General features: G+C 73.6%; 13 protein-coding genes. 9 read left to right on the top strand and 4 right to left on the bottom strand.

Annotated features, from left to right (window positions below):
• The first annotated feature begins 373 nt into the window (after window positions 1-373).
• Genes ACWEPX_RS21000 through ACWEPX_RS20985 form a run of 4 tightly spaced genes read left to right on the top strand, consistent with a single transcriptional unit; the run spans window position 374 to window position 4,875 of the window.
• Window positions 374-1,651: an FAD-dependent oxidoreductase gene (locus tag ACWEPX_RS21000; RefSeq protein ID WP_451898889.1), complete on the top strand. Its 1,278-nt coding sequence runs from the start codon at window positions 374-376 to the stop codon at window positions 1,649-1,651.
• On the top strand, window positions 1,648-2,544 hold the full coding sequence (locus ACWEPX_RS20995; protein WP_451898888.1) for a dihydrodipicolinate synthase family protein: 897 nt from the start codon (window positions 1,648-1,650) through the stop codon (window positions 2,542-2,544). Before ACWEPX_RS21000 ends, ACWEPX_RS20995 begins: the two co-directional genes overlap by 4 nt.
• A 1-nt stretch (window position 2,545) precedes the next feature.
• Window positions 2,546-3,541 (top strand): proline racemase family protein, encoded by a 996-nt coding sequence (locus ACWEPX_RS20990; RefSeq protein ID WP_451898887.1) that lies wholly within the window; start codon window positions 2,546-2,548, stop codon window positions 3,539-3,541.
• On the top strand, window positions 3,538-4,875 hold the full coding sequence (locus ACWEPX_RS20985; RefSeq protein WP_451898886.1) for an aldehyde dehydrogenase family protein: 1,338 nt from the start codon (window positions 3,538-3,540) through the stop codon (window positions 4,873-4,875). The genes ACWEPX_RS20990 and ACWEPX_RS20985 overlap by 4 nt, the downstream gene beginning before the upstream one ends.
• Before the next feature lie 4 nt (window positions 4,876-4,879).
• Here ACWEPX_RS20985 and ACWEPX_RS20980 read toward each other — a convergent pair whose 3' ends face one another.
• The 4 genes from ACWEPX_RS20980 to ACWEPX_RS20965 all read right to left on the bottom strand — a co-directional run bounded on the left by ACWEPX_RS20980 (window position 4,880) and on the right by ACWEPX_RS20965 (window position 11,216).
• Window positions 4,880-6,127, bottom strand: a complete 1,248-nt coding sequence (locus tag ACWEPX_RS20980) for an MFS transporter (RefSeq protein ID WP_451898885.1) — start codon at window positions 6,125-6,127, stop codon at window positions 4,880-4,882.
• Window positions 6,128-7,039: 912 nt separating this feature from the next.
• On the bottom strand, window positions 7,040-8,014 hold the full coding sequence (locus ACWEPX_RS20975) for a TerC/Alx family metal homeostasis membrane protein (RefSeq protein WP_451898884.1): 975 nt from the start codon (window positions 8,012-8,014) through the stop codon (window positions 7,040-7,042).
• A 173-nt stretch (window positions 8,015-8,187) separates the two neighbouring features.
• A complete protein-coding gene (locus tag ACWEPX_RS20970; protein ID WP_451898883.1) occupies window positions 8,188-10,314 on the bottom strand; it encodes a putative bifunctional diguanylate cyclase/phosphodiesterase in 2,127 nt (708 codons plus the stop codon).
• Between the two features lie 44 nt (window positions 10,315-10,358).
• Complete coding sequence (locus tag ACWEPX_RS20965) at window positions 10,359-11,216, bottom strand: SAM-dependent methyltransferase (RefSeq protein ID WP_451898882.1); 858 nt, start codon at window positions 11,214-11,216, stop codon at window positions 10,359-10,361.
• A gap of 128 nt (window positions 11,217-11,344) precedes the next feature.
• Here ACWEPX_RS20965 and ACWEPX_RS20960 point away from each other — a divergent pair, with 128 nt between their 5' ends.
• From ACWEPX_RS20960 to ACWEPX_RS20940, 5 genes are all read left to right on the top strand, one after another.
• Window positions 11,345-12,667, top strand: coding sequence for a cytochrome P450 (locus ACWEPX_RS20960; protein ID WP_451898881.1), 1,323 nt, complete (start codon window positions 11,345-11,347; stop codon window positions 12,665-12,667).
• 19 nt (window positions 12,668-12,686) lie between these two features.
• Window positions 12,687-13,703: an alpha/beta hydrolase gene (locus ACWEPX_RS20955; RefSeq protein ID WP_451898880.1), complete on the top strand. Its 1,017-nt coding sequence runs from the start codon at window positions 12,687-12,689 to the stop codon at window positions 13,701-13,703.
• A gap of 70 nt (window positions 13,704-13,773) precedes the next feature.
• Window positions 13,774-15,291 carry an extracellular solute-binding protein gene (locus tag ACWEPX_RS20950; RefSeq protein WP_451898879.1) on the top strand — a complete coding sequence of 506 codons (1,518 nt, stop codon included), beginning with the start codon at window positions 13,774-13,776 and terminating at the stop codon, window positions 15,289-15,291.
• Window positions 15,292-15,355: 64 nt separating this feature from the next.
• Window positions 15,356-15,847 carry a PadR family transcriptional regulator gene (locus tag ACWEPX_RS20945; protein WP_451898878.1) on the top strand — a complete coding sequence of 164 codons (492 nt, stop codon included), beginning with the start codon at window positions 15,356-15,358 and terminating at the stop codon, window positions 15,845-15,847.
• A complete protein-coding gene (locus tag ACWEPX_RS20940; protein ID WP_451898877.1) occupies window positions 15,844-16,617 on the top strand; it encodes an alpha/beta fold hydrolase in 774 nt (257 codons plus the stop codon). The genes ACWEPX_RS20945 and ACWEPX_RS20940 overlap by 4 nt, the downstream gene beginning before the upstream one ends.
• The last annotated feature ends 60 nt before the right edge of the window (window positions 16,618-16,677 follow it).

Genomic DNA, 16,677 nt, shown 5'->3' with positions numbered 1-16,677 from the left:
CGTACCACCAAGGCGGGGAGCTGCCGACATGAGCCACGTCGAGATGGTGGTCGCGGCGCCAGCCGCTCAAGCGACCGGAGACACCGGCAACCACCAAGGCGGGGAGCTGCCGACATGAGCCACGTCGAGATGGTGGTCGCGGCGCCAGCCGCTCAAGCGACCGGAGACACCGGCAACCACCAAGGCCGGGGAGCTGTCCTCATGAGCCGGGTCGAGATGGTGGTCGCGGCGCGAGCCGCTCAAGCGACCGGAAACACCCGCAACCACCAAGGCGGGGAGCTGCCGACATGAGCCAGGTCAAGTTGGTGACCGCGGCGCGAGCAGCTCGGGCGACCGGAGACACCCGCAACTACCAAGGCGGGGGGCTGGCCTCATGAGCCGGGTCGTGGTGGTGGGAGCGGGGCCTGCGGGTCTGGCGGCGGCGCGGGCTGCTGGGCGGGCTGGGCGGGAGGTGCTGCTCATCGACGCGGGTGTGCGGCGGGGTGGGCAGTACCACCGGCAGGACCTCCTCGGCGGCGGTGAGAGCCAGCCGCTGCCGCCGGGTGTCGAGCACTGGGCGGAGTCGGTCGTCTGGGCGGTGGAGCCGTGCGCGGGCGGGCATCGGCTGCATGTCCTCACCGGACCGGCCGACGGGCCGGGGAGGCGGCGGCGGGTCGTGGAGGCCGCGGCGCTCGTGCTCGCCCCGGGCGCGTACGACCGGACGGTGCCCTTCCCCGGGTGGACGCTGCCCGGCGTCTACACCGCGGGGGCCGCGCAAGCGCTCGCCAAGGGGCAGCGGGTGGCCGTCGGGCGGCGGGTGCTGGTGGCGGGGACCGGGCCGTTCCTGCTGCCGGTCGCGCGCTCGGTCCTCGATGTCGGCGCGAACGTGGTCGCCGTCATGGAGGCGAACCGGCCGCGCTGGCACAGCGGGCTCCTCGCCGGGCGCGCCAAGGCCCCCGAGCTGCTCGGCTACCTCGCCACCCTCGCCCGCCACCGGGTGCCCTACCGCACCCGCACCGCGGTCATCGCCGCGCACGGCAGCGACCGGCTGGAAGCGGTGACCACGGCCAAGCTCACCCCGGACTGGCGCGTGCGCCCCGGCACCGAACGCGACATCGAGGTGGACGCCCTGTGCGTCGGCTACGGCTTCACCCCGCAGCTGGAGCTGGCCGTCGCCGCGGGCTGCGCCGTCGAGGCCGGGTTCGTCGCCGTGGATGCCGCGCAGCGCACCTCGGTCGAGGGCGTCTGGGCGGCTGGCGAGATCACCGGCATCGGCGGCGCCGACCTGGCCGCCGCTGAAGGCGAGATCGCGGGCCTGACCGCGGCCGGAGCGCCCATCCCACCGCGGCTGGCCAGGAAGGTCCGCGCCCTGCGGCGGTTCGCCAGGGCGCTCGACCACCTGCACCCCGTCGCCGACGGCTGGCGGGAGTGGCTGGCCGACGACACCATGATCTGCCGCTGCGAGGAGGTCCCCTACCGCGCGCTGCGCACCGCCGCCCCCGGCGCCCGCGCGCTGCGGCTGACCTCCCGCGCGGGCCTGGGCCTGTGCCAGGGCCGCGTCTGCGGGAGGGCCGTCGCCGACCTGTGCGGCCTGCCCGCCGCCGCGTTCGCGCGCAGGCCGATCGCCGCGCCGGTCCGGCTCGGCGAACTCACCGATGAGGAGAACGGATGACCGAGAAGCTCGACGGCGTCATCGTCGCCACCGCGCTGCCCTTCGCCGACGACCCGGCCGCGCCCGCCGGGCTGCGGGTGGACCTCGACCGCTACGCGGAGCACTGCCGGTGGCTGGTCGACAGCGGGTGCCGCGGCGTCGGCCCCAACGGCTCGCTCGGGGAGTACTCCGCGCTGACCGACGACGAGCGCCGGGCCGTCGCCCGCACCGCCGTCGAGGCGGTCGGCGCGGACGGGGTCGTCGTGGTCGGGGTGCACGGGCCGGGCTGGCACCAGGCCAAGGCGTGGGCCGAGCGGGCCGCCGAGGACGGGGCGCACGGGGTGCTGTGCCTGCCGCCGACGATGTACCGGGCCAACCCCGCCGAGGTCGTCCGCCACTTCGCCGAGGTGGCCTCGGTCGGCCTGCCGGTGATGGTCTACAACAACCCCATCGACACCAAGGTCGACCTCTCCCCCGCCCTGCTCGGCGAGATCGCCCAGATCGACAACGTCGTGGCGGTCAAGGAGTTCTCCGGGGACGTGCGCCGGGTGCTGGAGATCCGCGAGCACGCCCCGGACCTGACCGTGGTCGCGGGCGCCGACGACGTGGCGCTGGAGTCGCTGCTGATGGGCGCGACCGGGTGGTTCGCGGGCTTCCCGAACGTCTTCCCCGCCGAGTCCGTGCGCCTGTTCGAGCTGGCGCTCGCGGGCGAGGCGACCAAGGCCAGGGCGCTGTACGAGCCGATGGTGGCCGCGTTCCGGTGGGACTCGCGCACCGAGTTCGTCCAGGCGATCAAGCGCTCGATGGACCTGGTGGGCCGCTACGGCGGTCCCTGCCGGCCGCCGCGCGGGCCGCTCAGCGAGGAGCAGCTCGCCCGGCTCGACGCCGACATGCAGCGCGCGATGGGCGCCTGAGATGCGCAGCTCCCGCTACTTCGCCGCGGTCGACTCCCACACCGAGGGCATGCCCACCCGGGTGATCACCGGCGGCGTCGGGGTCATCCCCGGGGAGAGCATGGCGCAGCGGCGGCTGCACTTCATCGAGCACCTCGACCACCTCCGCCAGCTGCTGATGAACGAGCCGCGCGGGCACTCGGCGATGAGCGGGGCCATCCTGCAGCCGCCGACCCGCCCGGACGCCGACTGGGGCGTGCTCTACATCGAGGTGTCCGGCTGCCTGCCGATGTGCGGGCACGGCACGATCGGGGTCGCCACCGTGCTGGTCGAGACCGGCATGGTGGCGGTGACCGAGCCCGTCACGACCGTGCGGCTGGACACCCCGGCCGGGCTGGTCGTCGCCGAGGTCGCGGTGGCGAGCGGGCGCGCGGAGTCGGTGACGATCCGCAACGTGCCGTCGTTCGCGTGCAGGCTGGGCGCGGCCGTGTCCGTGCCCGGCCTGGGCGAGGTCACCTACGACCTGGCCTACGGCGGCAACTTCTACGCCATCCTGCCCGTCGCCGACCTGGGCCTGACCTTCGCGGACAAGGAGCGCATGCTCGACGCGGGGATGGCCGTCATGGCCGCGATCAACGAGCAGGACCGGCCGCGGCACCCGGTCGACCCGGCGATCGGCGGCTGCCACCACGTCCAGCTGGTCGGCCCCGGCTCGCCGGGCAGCCACTCCCGCAACGCCATGGTCATCCACCCGCGCTGGTTCGACCGCTCCCCCTGCGGCACCGGCACCGCCGCCCGCATGGCCCAGCTGCACGCGCGCGGCGACCTCGCCCTGCACGCCGACTTCGTCAACGAATCGCTGCTGGGCACCCGGTTCATCGGCAGGCTGGTCGAGGAGACCGCGGTGGGCGACGTGCCCGCGGTGGTGCCCACGATCTCCGGCCGGGCCTGGATCACCGGCATGGGCAACTACCTGCTCGATCCCACCGACCCGTTCCCGAAGGGGTTCATCCTGTGAGCCGCGTCCGCTCGACCTCCCCCCAGCGGCCGTCCGACCTGGTGGTCGACGTGCCCGCGAGCAGCCAGCAGCAGGTCGCCGCCGCCGTCGAGGCGGCCCGGGCGGCGCAGCGGGAGTGGGCTGCGACCGGACCCGCGCCGCGGGCGGCGGCGCTGGCCGCGTGCGCCGACGCGGTGGCCGGGCACGCCGACGAGCTCGCGGCGCTGGTGGTGCGGGAGGTCGGCAAGCCGGTGGCGGAGGCGCGCGGCGAGGTGGCGCGGGCCGTGGCCATCCTGCGGTACTACGCCCAGCAGTGCTTCGACCCGATCGGCGAGACCTACCCCGGCGCCGGGCTGGACCTCACCGTCCGCAGGCCGCGCGGGGTGGCGGGGTTGATCACGCCGTGGAACTTCCCGCTGGCGATCCCGGTGTGGAAGGCCGCGCCCGCCCTGGCGTACGGCAACGCGGCGGTGGTCAAGCCCGCCCCGGACGCGACCGCGTGCGCGCTGCGGCTGGCCGAGCTGCTCACCCCGCACCTGCCCGCGGGCCTGCTGGCCGTGCACCCCGGGCACGGCGAGGCCGGGTCCGCCCTGGTCGAGGCGGCCGACGCGGTCTCGTTCACCGGCTCGACCGAGGTCGGCCGCCGGGTCGCCGCCGCGGGGGCGGCCCGGGGCGTGCCGGTCCAGTGCGAGATGGGCGGGCTGTCCGCCGCGATCGTCCTGCCGGACGCCGACCTGGCCCGGGCGGCAGGGCACATCGCGGCCGCGGCGATGGGCTTCGCCGGGCAGAAGTGCACGGCGACCAAGCGCATCATCGTGGTGGGGGATGCAGGCGCGTTCATCGAGGCGTTGCGGGCCGCGGTCGAGGCGCTGCCGATCGGCGACCCGGCCGACGAGGGCGTCGCGGTCGGGCCGGTGATCACCGAGGCCGCCCGCGACCGGGTCGACGCCGCCCGCTCAGGCCGCGTGGTGGTCACCCGGCCGGTGCCGGACGAGGGCTGGTTCGCCGCGCCGACCGTGGTGACCGACCTCGCGCCCGACGCCCCGCTCAACACCACCGAGACCTTCGGCCCCATCTGCACCCTGACCACCGCCCCGGACGCGGAATCGGCCGTCGCCTTGGCCAACGCGACCCCGTACGGCCTGGTCACCGCCCTCTACACCAACGACCTGGCCGCCGCGATGGCCTACGTCGACGCCTGCGAGTCCGGCATGATCAAGGTCAACGCGCCGACCGCGGGCGTGGACTTCCACCTCCCCTTCGGCGGCGAGAAGTCCTCCGGCTACGGCGGCCGCGAGCAGGGCAAGGAGGCCCAGCGCTTCTACACCAGCCCCCGCACCATCCAGTTCGGCTGACGCGCTAGCGGGCGGCGGCCGTCGCCGGGGCGGGCAGCGGGGCCGCGGTGCGGCGGCCCAGGCCCAGGGCGACGGCCGCGCAGGCGGTGGCGGCGAATGTGGCCAGGCCCGCGGCGGTGAGGGCGGTGCCGGGGCCGAGGTCTTCGCACAGCCAGCCGAGCAGCGGGCCGCCGACGGCGCCCGCCGCGGCGGCGACCGCGCCGTGGACCGACAGGACGCGGCCGCGCATGTCCTCCGCGGAGTCGAACTGGACGCGGGTGCCCATGACCGTGTCGATGACCACCGCGCCCGCGGCGATCGCGGCGATGAGGGCGGCGAAGCCGAGCAGGTCGGGCATGAAGCCGCTGATGGCCTGCAGGAGGCTGGTGATCGCGGCGGCGGTGAGGAGGACCGGTGCGCCGAGGTCGCGCAGGCGGGCGGCGATGAGGCCGCCGACGACGGCTCCACCTGCGAACACCGCCGAGAGCAGGCCGTAGCCGCCCGCGCCAGCGTCGAGCGGGCCGGAGGACATCGCGGCCATAGTCACCTGGTAGTTGCGGCCGAGGCTGGACAGGACGAAGCCGAGCGCGAACAGCGTGATCAAGGTGCTGTTGCGCCGCACGTGCCCCAGCCCGGCCCGCACGCCCGCGCGTTCCGGCGGGCTGACCGCCAGCGGGTGCAACTCGCCCACCCGCACCGCCCGCACGGTCGAGATGACCGCCAGGAACGTCACCGCGTTGATGAGGAACAACATCGGCTCGCCGACCGCGGCGGCGAGCAGACCGGCCAGGCTCATGCCCAGCACGCGGCCAGCGGAGTTGATCAGCGAGCCCAGCGCCAGCGCGTTGGGCAGGTCCACCGGGGGCACCACCTGCGCGCCGAAGCGGCCCAGCGCGGGCCCCTCCACCGCGCCCACCACGCCCGACAGCGCGGTGAGCAGGTACAGCAGCCCGAGCGGCGCGCCGCCCCACACCAGCGCGGCGAGCACCAGCGCCAACCCGACGTGCACCGCCTGCCCGGCCACGATGATCCGCCGCGGGTCGACCCGGTCGGCGAGGGCCCCCGCCCACGGGCCGACGAGCAGGGCGGGCAGCGTGCTCGCCAGCACGGACATCCCGACCGCGGTAGCCGAGCCGGTCCGCTCCAGCACCACCCAGTTGAGCCCGAGCACCTGCATCCAGGACCCGGTGACCGACACCAGGTCAGCACCCGCCCACAGCCGATAGTTGTAGTGGCGCAACGCACGCGCCGACGACGGCAGGGATCGCCGCACCGCATTTCCTCCGGTAATTCGGCGTAGCCCAACCGCACGCCCGCAAACAAGCCGGGCGCAAAGCTACCCAGCGGTACACCGTGATTCCAAAGCAGAGCGCTGTGGCAATCCCGACACGCGCGCCTGTAACGCTTCTCCTAGTGGCGCTCTCGCCGGTGATACCCGACCAACCGACCGGGATGGATGCAACGGCGGAGCGAGGGAGATGGCGCCTTGATGGCTTACGGGCACCGAGCACGCGGGCGGCCCCGAGTCCGCCTGCCCGCTGCTGACGACCTGCGCGCCGGCGCCGGGCTCGACCCGGGCAGTCGGGTTGCGCTGCCGGGCGGGATGCCCGGAGGCGGGCGCGGAGATCGCCGAGTTGCTCGGCGACTGGGATGCGCCAGCACCGACTGCAATGACCGAAGACCGAGCTTCTACCCGCCGCCCGGGCAGGCCAGGGGCGGCGCAGGGCGCCATCGAGGCGCGGGGGGTGGAGTAGCAAGCACCCCATCGAGTGCCCGATCCGCGACGCCAGGAAGGTGCTGAGCCGCCTACTGCTCGCGCTCCACCGGACGGCCGATTGAGCTGGCACGAGCAAGTGACCCCAGCACCGCCGTACCGATGAATGGGGTGCTGGAGCGGGTCACCGTCGGCGAGGGTTAGTCCGCTCTCCCCCCGCCGCCCAACCCGTCCCCGGCCTCCCTCCGCCGAACTGCTCGGGGTGCACGTGGACAAGATCGACCAGGTGGCCGCGGGCCGGCGGCAGGCGGTCACTGTGCACCGGCTGGCGGTGGGCGGCGGCGGGCGCAGGCTCGGCGGTCAGCGGGGTCTGCGGGGTGCCAGAGCTGCGCAGGTGATCACCAGGGCGGCCACGACGAGCAGGGTGAGGAGCAGGTCGGTGGCCGCGCTGGTGATCGCGGCGAGCATGGGTCACTCCTCGGTTGCCAGGGCGCGTTCCTTTGCGCGGGTGCGGAGGCTGGTTGCGGTGACGGTGGCGAGGACGCCGATGATGACGGCCAGGGAGACCGGGGTCGGGATCTCCGGGACGGCGGGCCAGATGCCGTGGGCCCAGTGCAGGGCCAGCTTCAGGCCGATGAACGCCAGGATGATCGCCAGGCCGTGGTTGAGGTGGACGAGCTTGGCCAGCGCGTTGTGCAGCACGAAGTAGAGGGCGCGCAGGCCGAGCAGGGCGAAGGCGTTGGTGGCGAACACCAGGTAGGGGTCCTCGGTGATGCCGTAGACGGCGGGCACGGAGTCGATGGCGAAGACGACGTCGGTGGCGAAGACGGCCACCACGACGACCGCGAGCGGGGTGAGGGCGCGCTTGCCGTGCTCGCGGACGGTGAGGCGGGCGCCGTGGTAGTCGTCGGTGACCGGCATCAGCTTCCGCAGGAAGCGCACCGACCGCATCGAGGAGATGTCGGGCTCGGAGTTCGCCCCGGTCACCGCGCTGTGCAGCATCTTCACGGCGGAGGCGAGCAGGATCAGGCCGAAGACCAGGAACGCCCAGGTGCCCGCGGCCAGCAGCGCCGCGCCCGCGGCGATGAAGATGCCCCGCAGGACCAGCGCGCCGACGATGCCGTAAAGCAGGACGCGCTGCTGCACCGCGGGCGGCACGGCGAAGGCGGCCAGCAGGAGCATGAACACGAAGAGGTTGTCCACCGACAAGGACTTCTCGACCACGAAGCCGGTCAGGAACTCCACCGCCTGGCTGCTGCCGAAGGCCAGCCAGAGCCAGACGCCGAACACCAGCGGGAGGGCCAGGTAGAACACCGACCAGCCGACGGCCTCGCGCACCGACACCTCGTGCGGGCGGCGGGTCACCACGAAGTCGGCGACCAGCAGCGCCGCCAGAACCACGATGCTGACCAGCCACAGCGCGGGCGAGCCGACGGAATCGGGCATCAGGACCTCCTCAAACGACGAAGCGCTTGAGGTCTCCTTCACCCCGGGGTGCGGGGCGGTCTCCCGAGGACAGGCCGTGGCTGTCCGTACTGACCGGGTAGACCCAGGCGGAAGTACTCCCCTCGCGCCCAGTATCACCCACGCGCCCGGAATCGTAAACTCGGGGTAAAGGGTCAGCGGGTCAGGTGCGCCTGGAAGCCCGCCGCCGAGCGGTCCGGGCCGAAGAACGGTCCGGTGCCCACGTCGGCGCCCGCCTCCTGCCACCACCGCGCCTGCTCGGCGGTGGTGATGCCGTCCACCCCGACCACCACGCCGGTGTCCCGCAGGGCGGGCAGCAGCGCGCCCACGTAGCCCACGTAGTCGGCCTTCGTCCGGCTCCGCAGGTCGGCCAGCCGGGCCGCCACCCGCACGGCGCGCACACCGAGGTCGTGCGCGGCGGCGAGGTCGTCGGGGCCGAGGCCGAAGTCCGACAGCGCCGTCCGCACGCCCATCTCGGCCAGCACGCCCAGGTTCTCGGCCACCTCGGGGGCGCTCACGACGTCGACCGGCATGCCGACGGTCAGCCGGTCCGGCGGCAGGCCCGTGCTCTCCAGGACGCGCACCACGCGGGACACCAGGTCGGCGTCGAACGCCTGGTGGGCGGTCAGGGCGACCGACAGGTCCAGCTCGGGCGTGGTGCGCTGCCACCACTGGACCTGGCCCGCCGCGGTGGCGACCAGCCACTCGCCCAGCGGCAGGATCAGGCCGGTGCGCTCGGCCAGGGCCACGCACCGCTCGTGGGCGACCGGCCCCTCCGCGCGGTCCCAGCGCAGCACCCCGCTCACGCCGACGACGGCGCGGTCGGCCAGCCGCACCACCGGGCGGTAGGCGACGGCGATCTCGCCCTGCTCCCACGCGCCGGGCAGGTCGACGGCCAGCGCGATGCCCGTGCGGTCGGCGCGGTCCTGGTTCGGGTCGAACAGCTCCCACTGCCCGCAGCGGCGCGCCTTGGCCCGCCGCAGCGCCAGGTCGGCGGCGCGCAGCAGGTCGGCGGGGTCGTCGTCGCGCGCGGCGCTGCGCACCACGCCGATGGACGCCGAGACCGCCAGGCCGTGCCCGTCGACGTAGACGGGCTCGGCCAGCGCGCGGTTGATCGCCGCGGCGATCGCCACGATGTTCGGCGTGGTCGCGGTGTTCTCCAGCAGGATGCCGAACTCGTCGCCGTCGAACCGGGCGACCATCGCCTTCTCCCTGGCCAGCACGGACTGGAGCTGGGTGGCGACGTGCACGAGCAGCCGCTCGCCCGCGCGCCAGCCGAGGCTGTCGCACACCAGGCCGAAGGAGTCGAGGTCGAGGTGCAGCAGGGTCAGGCCGTGCACCGGGTCGACCCGGCGCACCGCGCCCTCCAGGTGGCTGCTGAAGAACTGGCGGTTCGGCAGGCCGGTCAGCACGTCGTGCAGCGCTTGCCGGTTCAGCTCGCTCTGCAGCAGCATCAGCTCGGTGCCGTCCTCGACGACCACCACGAAGTGGCTCGGCGCGCCACCGGGGTCGCGCAGCAGCGAGGCGGTCAGCGAGATCCTGGCCACGTCGCCGTCGGCGCGCAGCAGCCGCTGCGACTGGCGCACGCGCTCCGGGCCGCCGTCGACCGCCGCGTCCATCACCTCGCGCAGCATCCCGACCGCCTCGGGGTGGACGAGGTCGAACAGGGACTGCCCCGCCAGCTCGGCAGCGGTGCGGCCGAGGATGTCGGCGAAGGCGGCGTTCGTGCGCACCAGCCGACCGTCCAGGCCGACGATCACCACGCCGCTGGCCGAGGAGGTGATCACCTCGTCGAAGCGGGCCTCGCTCTCCTTGAGGTTCCACTTGGCGTCGCGCACGGCCTTGAGCAGCGACAGCCGCAGCCGCTCCTGCTGCTCGAACACCACCCGCCGGTTGGCGGCGAGGAAGCCGGTGGCCAGCGCGCCGACCGCGAGCGCGATCCGGCTGGCGAACGCGGCCGCGGGCCGGAACTCCGGCAGCGCGGGCAGGCCCTTGGCCAGGACCTCGACGGTCTGGCGCAGGCCGTCCTCGCCGAGGTAGCCCAGCCCGACCACCGCCTCGCCGATCCGCTCCACGGCGGCGGTGTCGAGCGGGTCGGCGGCCACGGCCGCGCACAGGGCCTCGACCTGCTCGTGCAGCTCCCGCTCCAGGTCCGCGGTGGGCAGCGGGATCACCGAGACACCGCTGATCAGGTACGCCCACTTGCGCGCCAGCAGTTCGCGCGCCCGTGCCCCGTCCGGCCGGGAATCCGGCCCCGGATCCGGTTGCGACCTCGTCGACATGTCAGTCCCGCTGCCGTGGAGAGCCCTCGACCCCGGTGCGCCCGTCAGGGCTTCCGGCCGACCCCGCCGTAGATCACCATGTTCATCTCCGCGGTGTCGGACACGTCCCCGCGACCGGCTGGCCGCCACGCCGCGCACCCGACCAGGCCCGGCTCGACCAGCTCGAACTCGCCGAAGAGGTCGAGCACCTGGGCGCGGGGGCGCTCGGTGAGCTGGTCGGCGCTGCGGCTCTCCTTGATCAGGTCGGTCACCTCGGACAGCCGCTCGTCCTGGTGGTCGGCGGTGACGTGGGTGATGGCCAGGTGGCTGCCGGGGGCCAGCGCGCCGCGGTAGCGCGCCATGAGCGCCCACGGGTCCTCGTCGTCGGGCACCCAGTGCAGCATCATCAGCATGAGCAGGCCGATGGGCTGGTCGAAGTCGAGCAGCGCGCGGGTCTGCGGGTGGTCCAGGATCGAGTCCGGGTCGCGCATGTCGGCGTGCACGATGGTGGCGAGGTCGTTGCCCTCCAGCATCAGCTCGCTGTGCGCGACGGCGATCGGGTCCTTGTCGACGTAGACGACCCGGCACTCCGGCGCCGCGGCTTGGGCGACCTCGTGCACGTTGGCCACCGTCGGGATGCCGGAGCCGATGTCGAGGAACTGCCGGATCCCCTGCCCCACCATGAACTGCACGGCCCGGCCGAGGAACGCCCGGCTCACCCGGGCCGCCGAGCGCGCGTCGGGCATGACCTTCTCCACGTGCGCGGCCAGCTCGCGGTCGGTAGCGAAGTTGTGCGCGCCGCCGAGGAGGTAGTCGTAGGTGCGCGCCATGCTCGGCACCGACACGTCGACGCTCTGCGGAACCCATTCCCGGTTCACCACGGGGAACTCTCCCTTTTGCACACCTTTGACCGAAGGCAACATCCTATCCACCTCGGGAAAGGCCGCCGATGGGCCATCAGGGTGGGCCATGATCACCCGATCAGGCACTGTCGGTCTCACCCGATCGGCTTCTAGGGTGGCCCTTCCCCAGAGAGAGGCGAGGAGCGGACATGCCGGTCCCGGTGGCCCCGGGTCGACTCCCCCTGCTCGGGCACACGCTGCCCATGCTGCGCAAACGCCACGAATTCACCGCGGATCTGCGCCGCTACGGCGACATCGTCCGGGTCGACCTCGGCACGCTGCCCGCGTATTTCCTGACGAGTCCTCAACTCGTGCACGAGCTGCTGGTCACCAAAGGCGGGCTGTTCCGCAAAGGCGCGCTGTTCGACAAGTTCCGACCGTTCTTCGGCAACGGCCTGGCCACGTCGAACGGCGCGGAGCACCGCAGGCAGCGGCGCATGGTGCAGCCCGCCTTCCACCGCGAGCGCATCACCCGCTACGCCGAGACCATGGCCCGCGTGGCGGCCGACCACATCGCGCCGTGGCGCGCGGGCGAGGTGCGGGCGGTCGAGGCGGACGCGCAAGCGCTCGCGGTGACGATCGTCGGCGAGGCCCTGTTCTCCACGGAGATGGGCAGGCGCGCCATCGACGAGATCCGCCGCTCGATCTTCCTGGTGCTCAAGTTCGGCATGGTCCGGGCGCTGTCGCCGTCGTTCGTGGAGAAGCTGCCCCTGCCGGTGAACCGCGAGTTCGACGCGGCCATCGCGCGCATGCGCGCCATCGTGCTCGACGTCGTGCGCTCGTGGCGGGAGGACGGCTCCGACCACGGCGACCTGCTGTCGATGCTGCTGCTGGCCCAGGATTCCGACACCGGCGCGGGGATGTCCGACCAGCAGGTCCACGACGAGGTCATGACGCTGCTGGTCGGCGGCATCGAGACGACCGCGCTGGCCATCGCCTGGACCTTCCACGAACTGGCGGCCAACCCGGAGGTCGAGCGCCGCGTGCACGCCGAGGTGGACGACGTGCTCAGCGGCAGGCCGCCCACCCTCGCCGATGTGGAGAAGCTGGTCTACCTCAACCGGGTCGTCAACGAGGTCCTGCGGATGTACCCGGTGTGGTTCCTCATGCGGCGCGCGCTGCGGCCGGTGGAGCTGGGCGGGGTGCCGCTGCCCGAGGGCGCCGAGGTGATCTTCAGCCCGCACGCGCTGCACCACGACCCGGCGTCGTTCCCCGACCCGCACCGCTTCGACCCCGACCGCTGGTCGCCCGAGCGCGGGGCCGCGGTCCCCAAGGGCGCGTTCATCCCGTTCGGCGCGGGCGGCCGCCAGTGCGTCGGCAACGTCTTCGCCCAGACCGAGATCGCCATCGTCGTGGCCACCGTGGCGGTGCGGTGGCGGCTGGTCCCCGTGCCCGGCAGGCCGGTGCGGGTCAAGTTCACCTCAGCCGCATATCCCAGCGGTCTGCTGATGACCGCGGTTCCCCGCACCTGAAAGTGGAGGTCTTGCTGACGTGGGTTGGTTGCGCTATCGCCGGATCGGGGTCGTCGCCCTGCTCGCCGCCGCGGTCTGCCTCACGCCCGGCACCGCGGGCGCTGCCCAGATCACCTGCGAGGACGTGGCCGTGCCGGTGCGGGTCGGGGGGACCATGCAGTCGGTGCACGGCAGGCTGTGCGTCCCCGACGGCGCGACGACCCTGCAGGTGCTGGTGCCCGGCGGCACGTACAACGGCGCCTACTGGGACATCGGCCACGAACCGGAGATCCGCTCGTACCGGCTGGCGATGAACCGGGCCGGGATCGCCACCGTCGCCATCGACCGGCTCGGCAGCGGGCGCAGCTCCAAGCCGCTGAGCGCGCTGCTCACCGTGCGGTCGCAGGCCGTAGCGCTGCACGCGGTCATCCAGAAGCTGCGGCCGCGGTTCGCCACGGTGGTCGCCGTCGGCCACTCGGTCGGCTCGGCGATCGTGACCACCGAGGCCGCCCGGTACCGCGACGTCGACGGCGTGGTGATCACCGGGCTCAGCCACCAGATCAACCTCCCGGGCGCGGTCCCGGTGTTCACCACGCTGATCCCGTCGCTGCTCGACCCGAAGGTGAAGGGGTACGGCCTCGACGCCGGGTACCTGACGACCATCACAGGTTCGCGCTACCAGTCGTTCCACACCCCCGGCCCCGAGGACCCGGGCGCGCTGGCCTTCGACGAGGCGACCAAGGACGTCGTGACGCCGACGGAGACCGTTGGCACGGTGCTCATCAGCGCGCTGGTCCCGCTGTCGCGCCAGATCAAGGTGCCGGTGATGCTGGTGATGGGCGGCGGCGACGCCAACTTCTGCGGCCCCCCGCTGGGCGCGGACTGCTCATCGGACGCGGCCCTGCTCGCCTCGGAAGGCCGGTTCTACTCCCCCGAATCCCGCCTGCGCACGCACGTCGTCCCGGGGTACGGGCACTCCCTCAACTACTCCCCCAACGCCCCGGACTACCACCGGGCCGTCATCGACTGGACCAACGGCGTCGGTGTTTCCAGCTGATTGACACGCGAAAGCGGGTTGCACTACAACCGGTGGTCACCTGATCTGCCGACCAGCGGAGTCGATGCGGATGGATGAGCCGCCCCGGCGGTGGAACACGCTGCAGCGCGCTGCCGCCGTCGTTGCCGTGATCGCGGCCGTGCTCCTGGTCACCACGGTCTCCGCGCTGCTGGTGTCCGATGTGGACTACCCGTGGAGCTGGTCGTCGATCGGCCGGGCGCTGGCCGCGGCCGGGCCGCTGGTCGCCTCCGGCATCGCCATCAACTTCCTGCCGAAGGTGGTGGCCGCGGCGTGGCGCGGGCCGGAGCCGATCAACACCGGGTTGGTCGACGCGGCCGCTCGCCTGCGCACGGCGCTGCGCAAGCCCGCGCGGCTGGTCGGCGTGCTGCTGGCTGTCGTCGCGATCGTCGCGGTGGGCCTGGCGCTCCGCCCGACCCCGACGGGGCTGGAGCGCGGCACGCTCGTGCTGATGGCGGCGTACGGGGACAGCACCAACGACCCGCGCACCATGCTCATCCGGCAGTGGAACCAGCTGCACCCGCAGACGCCGGTGCGCGTCGAGAACGTCTCCGGCGAGCCGGACGCCCAGCACGAGGCGATGGTCGACGACGCGCGCCGGGGCCGGGCCGCCGACGTCTACGCGATCGATCTGCCGTGGATGACCGAGTTCGTCGAGCGCGGCTACATCCAGCCGATCGGGGAGGTGGACACGGCCGACTTCGTGGAGAAGGTCATCGACACCTGCAGGCACGAGGGCACGCTGTGGGGCCTGCCGCTGAACAGCGACGCGGGCCTGCTGTTCTACCGCTCCGACCTGGTGGCGGCCCCGCAGACCTGGGACGACTACTTCGGCCCCGCCGCCAGGGCCGCCGCGGTCGAGGCCGGGGTGGAGGCGGCCAACGCCGCGCAGCTGGCCGACGAGGAGGTCCTCACCATCACCGCCATGGAGGCGATGCTCGCCGCCGACGGCACGTTCGTGGCGGCCAACGGCCAGGTCCCGCTGACCCCCGACCGCAGCCAGGTCGCCTTCAGCCGGGCCGACCTCGCCGCGGTCGAGAAGCTGGCCGCCGCGGCCGACGACAGCCGGACCGTGCTGGTCGACCGCGGCGGGGGCGCGACCGAGCGGGAGGCGGCCGAGGCGTTCCGCGACGGCCGGGCGCTCTACATGCGCAACTGGGCGGTCACCGCCGACCTGCTCGACCGCAACCCGGACCTGGAGTACCAGGTGGTCGCCCCGCCGACGCCCAGCGTGCTCGGCGGGCAGAACCTGGTGATCTCCGCCGCGACGGACATGCCGCGCGCGGCCAAGGCGCTGATCGAGTTCCTGACCAGCGCGTCGAGCCAGATGATCCTGGCCGAGTTCGGCGGCTACGCCCCCACCCGCCACTCCGCCTACGCCAACTCCACCCGCGAGTACAAGCTGGCGCTGCTGGAGTCGGTCCAGCGGGCCCGCCTGCGGCCGCTCACCCCGCACTACACCGAATTCAGCAAGGCGTTCCGCACCGGGATCGCCCGTGCGCTCAACAACGACGGCAAGCTCGAACCCGGGTTCGCGCGGGAGCTGGCGGAGATCCTGCAACGCCCCTAGTTGACAAGTCTCCTAGGGGACATGTCTACTAGCGCGCATGGTCCTCTCGCGCATCATCCTGGGCTTGCTCGCGATCGCACCCATGACCGGCTACGACCTCAAGCGGCACTTCGAGTCCACCGTCGGGCACTTCTGGTCGGCCGACAAGGCGCAGATCTACCGCACGCTCGCCCAACTCGTCGCCGACGGCTACGCCGAGGTGGAGACCGTCGCGGGGTCGGGGGCGCCGGACCGGCAGGAGCACCGGATCACGCCCGCGGGCCGGGCGGCGCTGCGGGAGTGGCTGGGCGGGGAGCCGGAGCGCCAGGTCGAGCGGGATCCGTTCTTGGCGCGGGTGTTCTTCGGCGGCGACCTCGACGACGACGCGCTGCGGGCGCTCATCGAGCAGCGGCGGGCGGCCACCGGGGCGCGGCTGGACCGGTTCGAGCGGATGCGCGACGAGGCCACCGCCACCGACCGCGCCGCCCGGCTGCGACTGTCCACCTTGGACCTCGGCATCGCATACCTGCGCACCGAGCTGACCTGGCTCGACGCGGTGGAGGAGGAGTTCGCGTGAGCACCTTCCCCGAGGTGCACCGGCCCGCGGCAGGCGTCGCGGCCCCGCCCCTGGTGCTGCTGCACGGCGGCAACGTCGCCAACTGGATGTGGGAGCCGCAGCTCGCGGCCTTCACCGATCGCCTGGTGCTCACCCCGGACCTGCCCGGCTACGGCGAGCGGGTCGGCGAGCCCTGGCCGGGCCTGGCGGCCGCCGCCGACGACGTGGTGGCCCGGGTGGCCGAGCACGGCGTCGACGGGCCCTTCGACCTCGTGGGGCTCTCCCTGGGCGCGGTGACGGCGCTGCGGGTGCTGGCCCGCCACCCCGACCGGGTGCGCTCGGCGTTCCTCACCGGCGCGCCGCTGACCCCCGCGGGCGCCGGGATGCGCCTGGTCGCCCGGCTGCAGCTGGCGCTGTGGCGGCGGCCGTGGTTCTGGCACGCCCAGGCCGCGGGGATGGGACTGCCCGCCGACGCCCGCGCCGCCTACGTCGCGCACGCCCTGTCGGTGCGGCGCGAGACCGCCGCGGCGATGAACGCCGAGGTCTGCGCGGGCGGCCTGCCCCCGGGCCTGTCCGGCTACCGCGGTCCCCTGCTGGCGGTCGCGGGGGCGAAGGAGTCCGCGGGCATCCGCGCCTCCCTGCGGCTGATCGGCGACGCCGCACCGCAGGCGCGGCTGCGGCTGGTGCCCGGCATGCACCACATCTGGAACGTCGAGGACGGCGCGCTGTTCAACGCGGTCCTGCGGTCCTGGCTGGACGGAGCCGTCGACCCGCGCCTGACCCCGGCCTGACCCCGAGGGGAAGATCAGGGGTTCCTCCCGATGTGGCCCGGGGCCGGGCTGCCCTAGGTT

Source organism: Actinokineospora sp. NPDC004072, assembly GCF_053604195.1.
The sequence above is the reverse complement of the archived record's forward strand: the minus strand, read 5'-3'. Positions and strand labels throughout refer to the sequence as shown.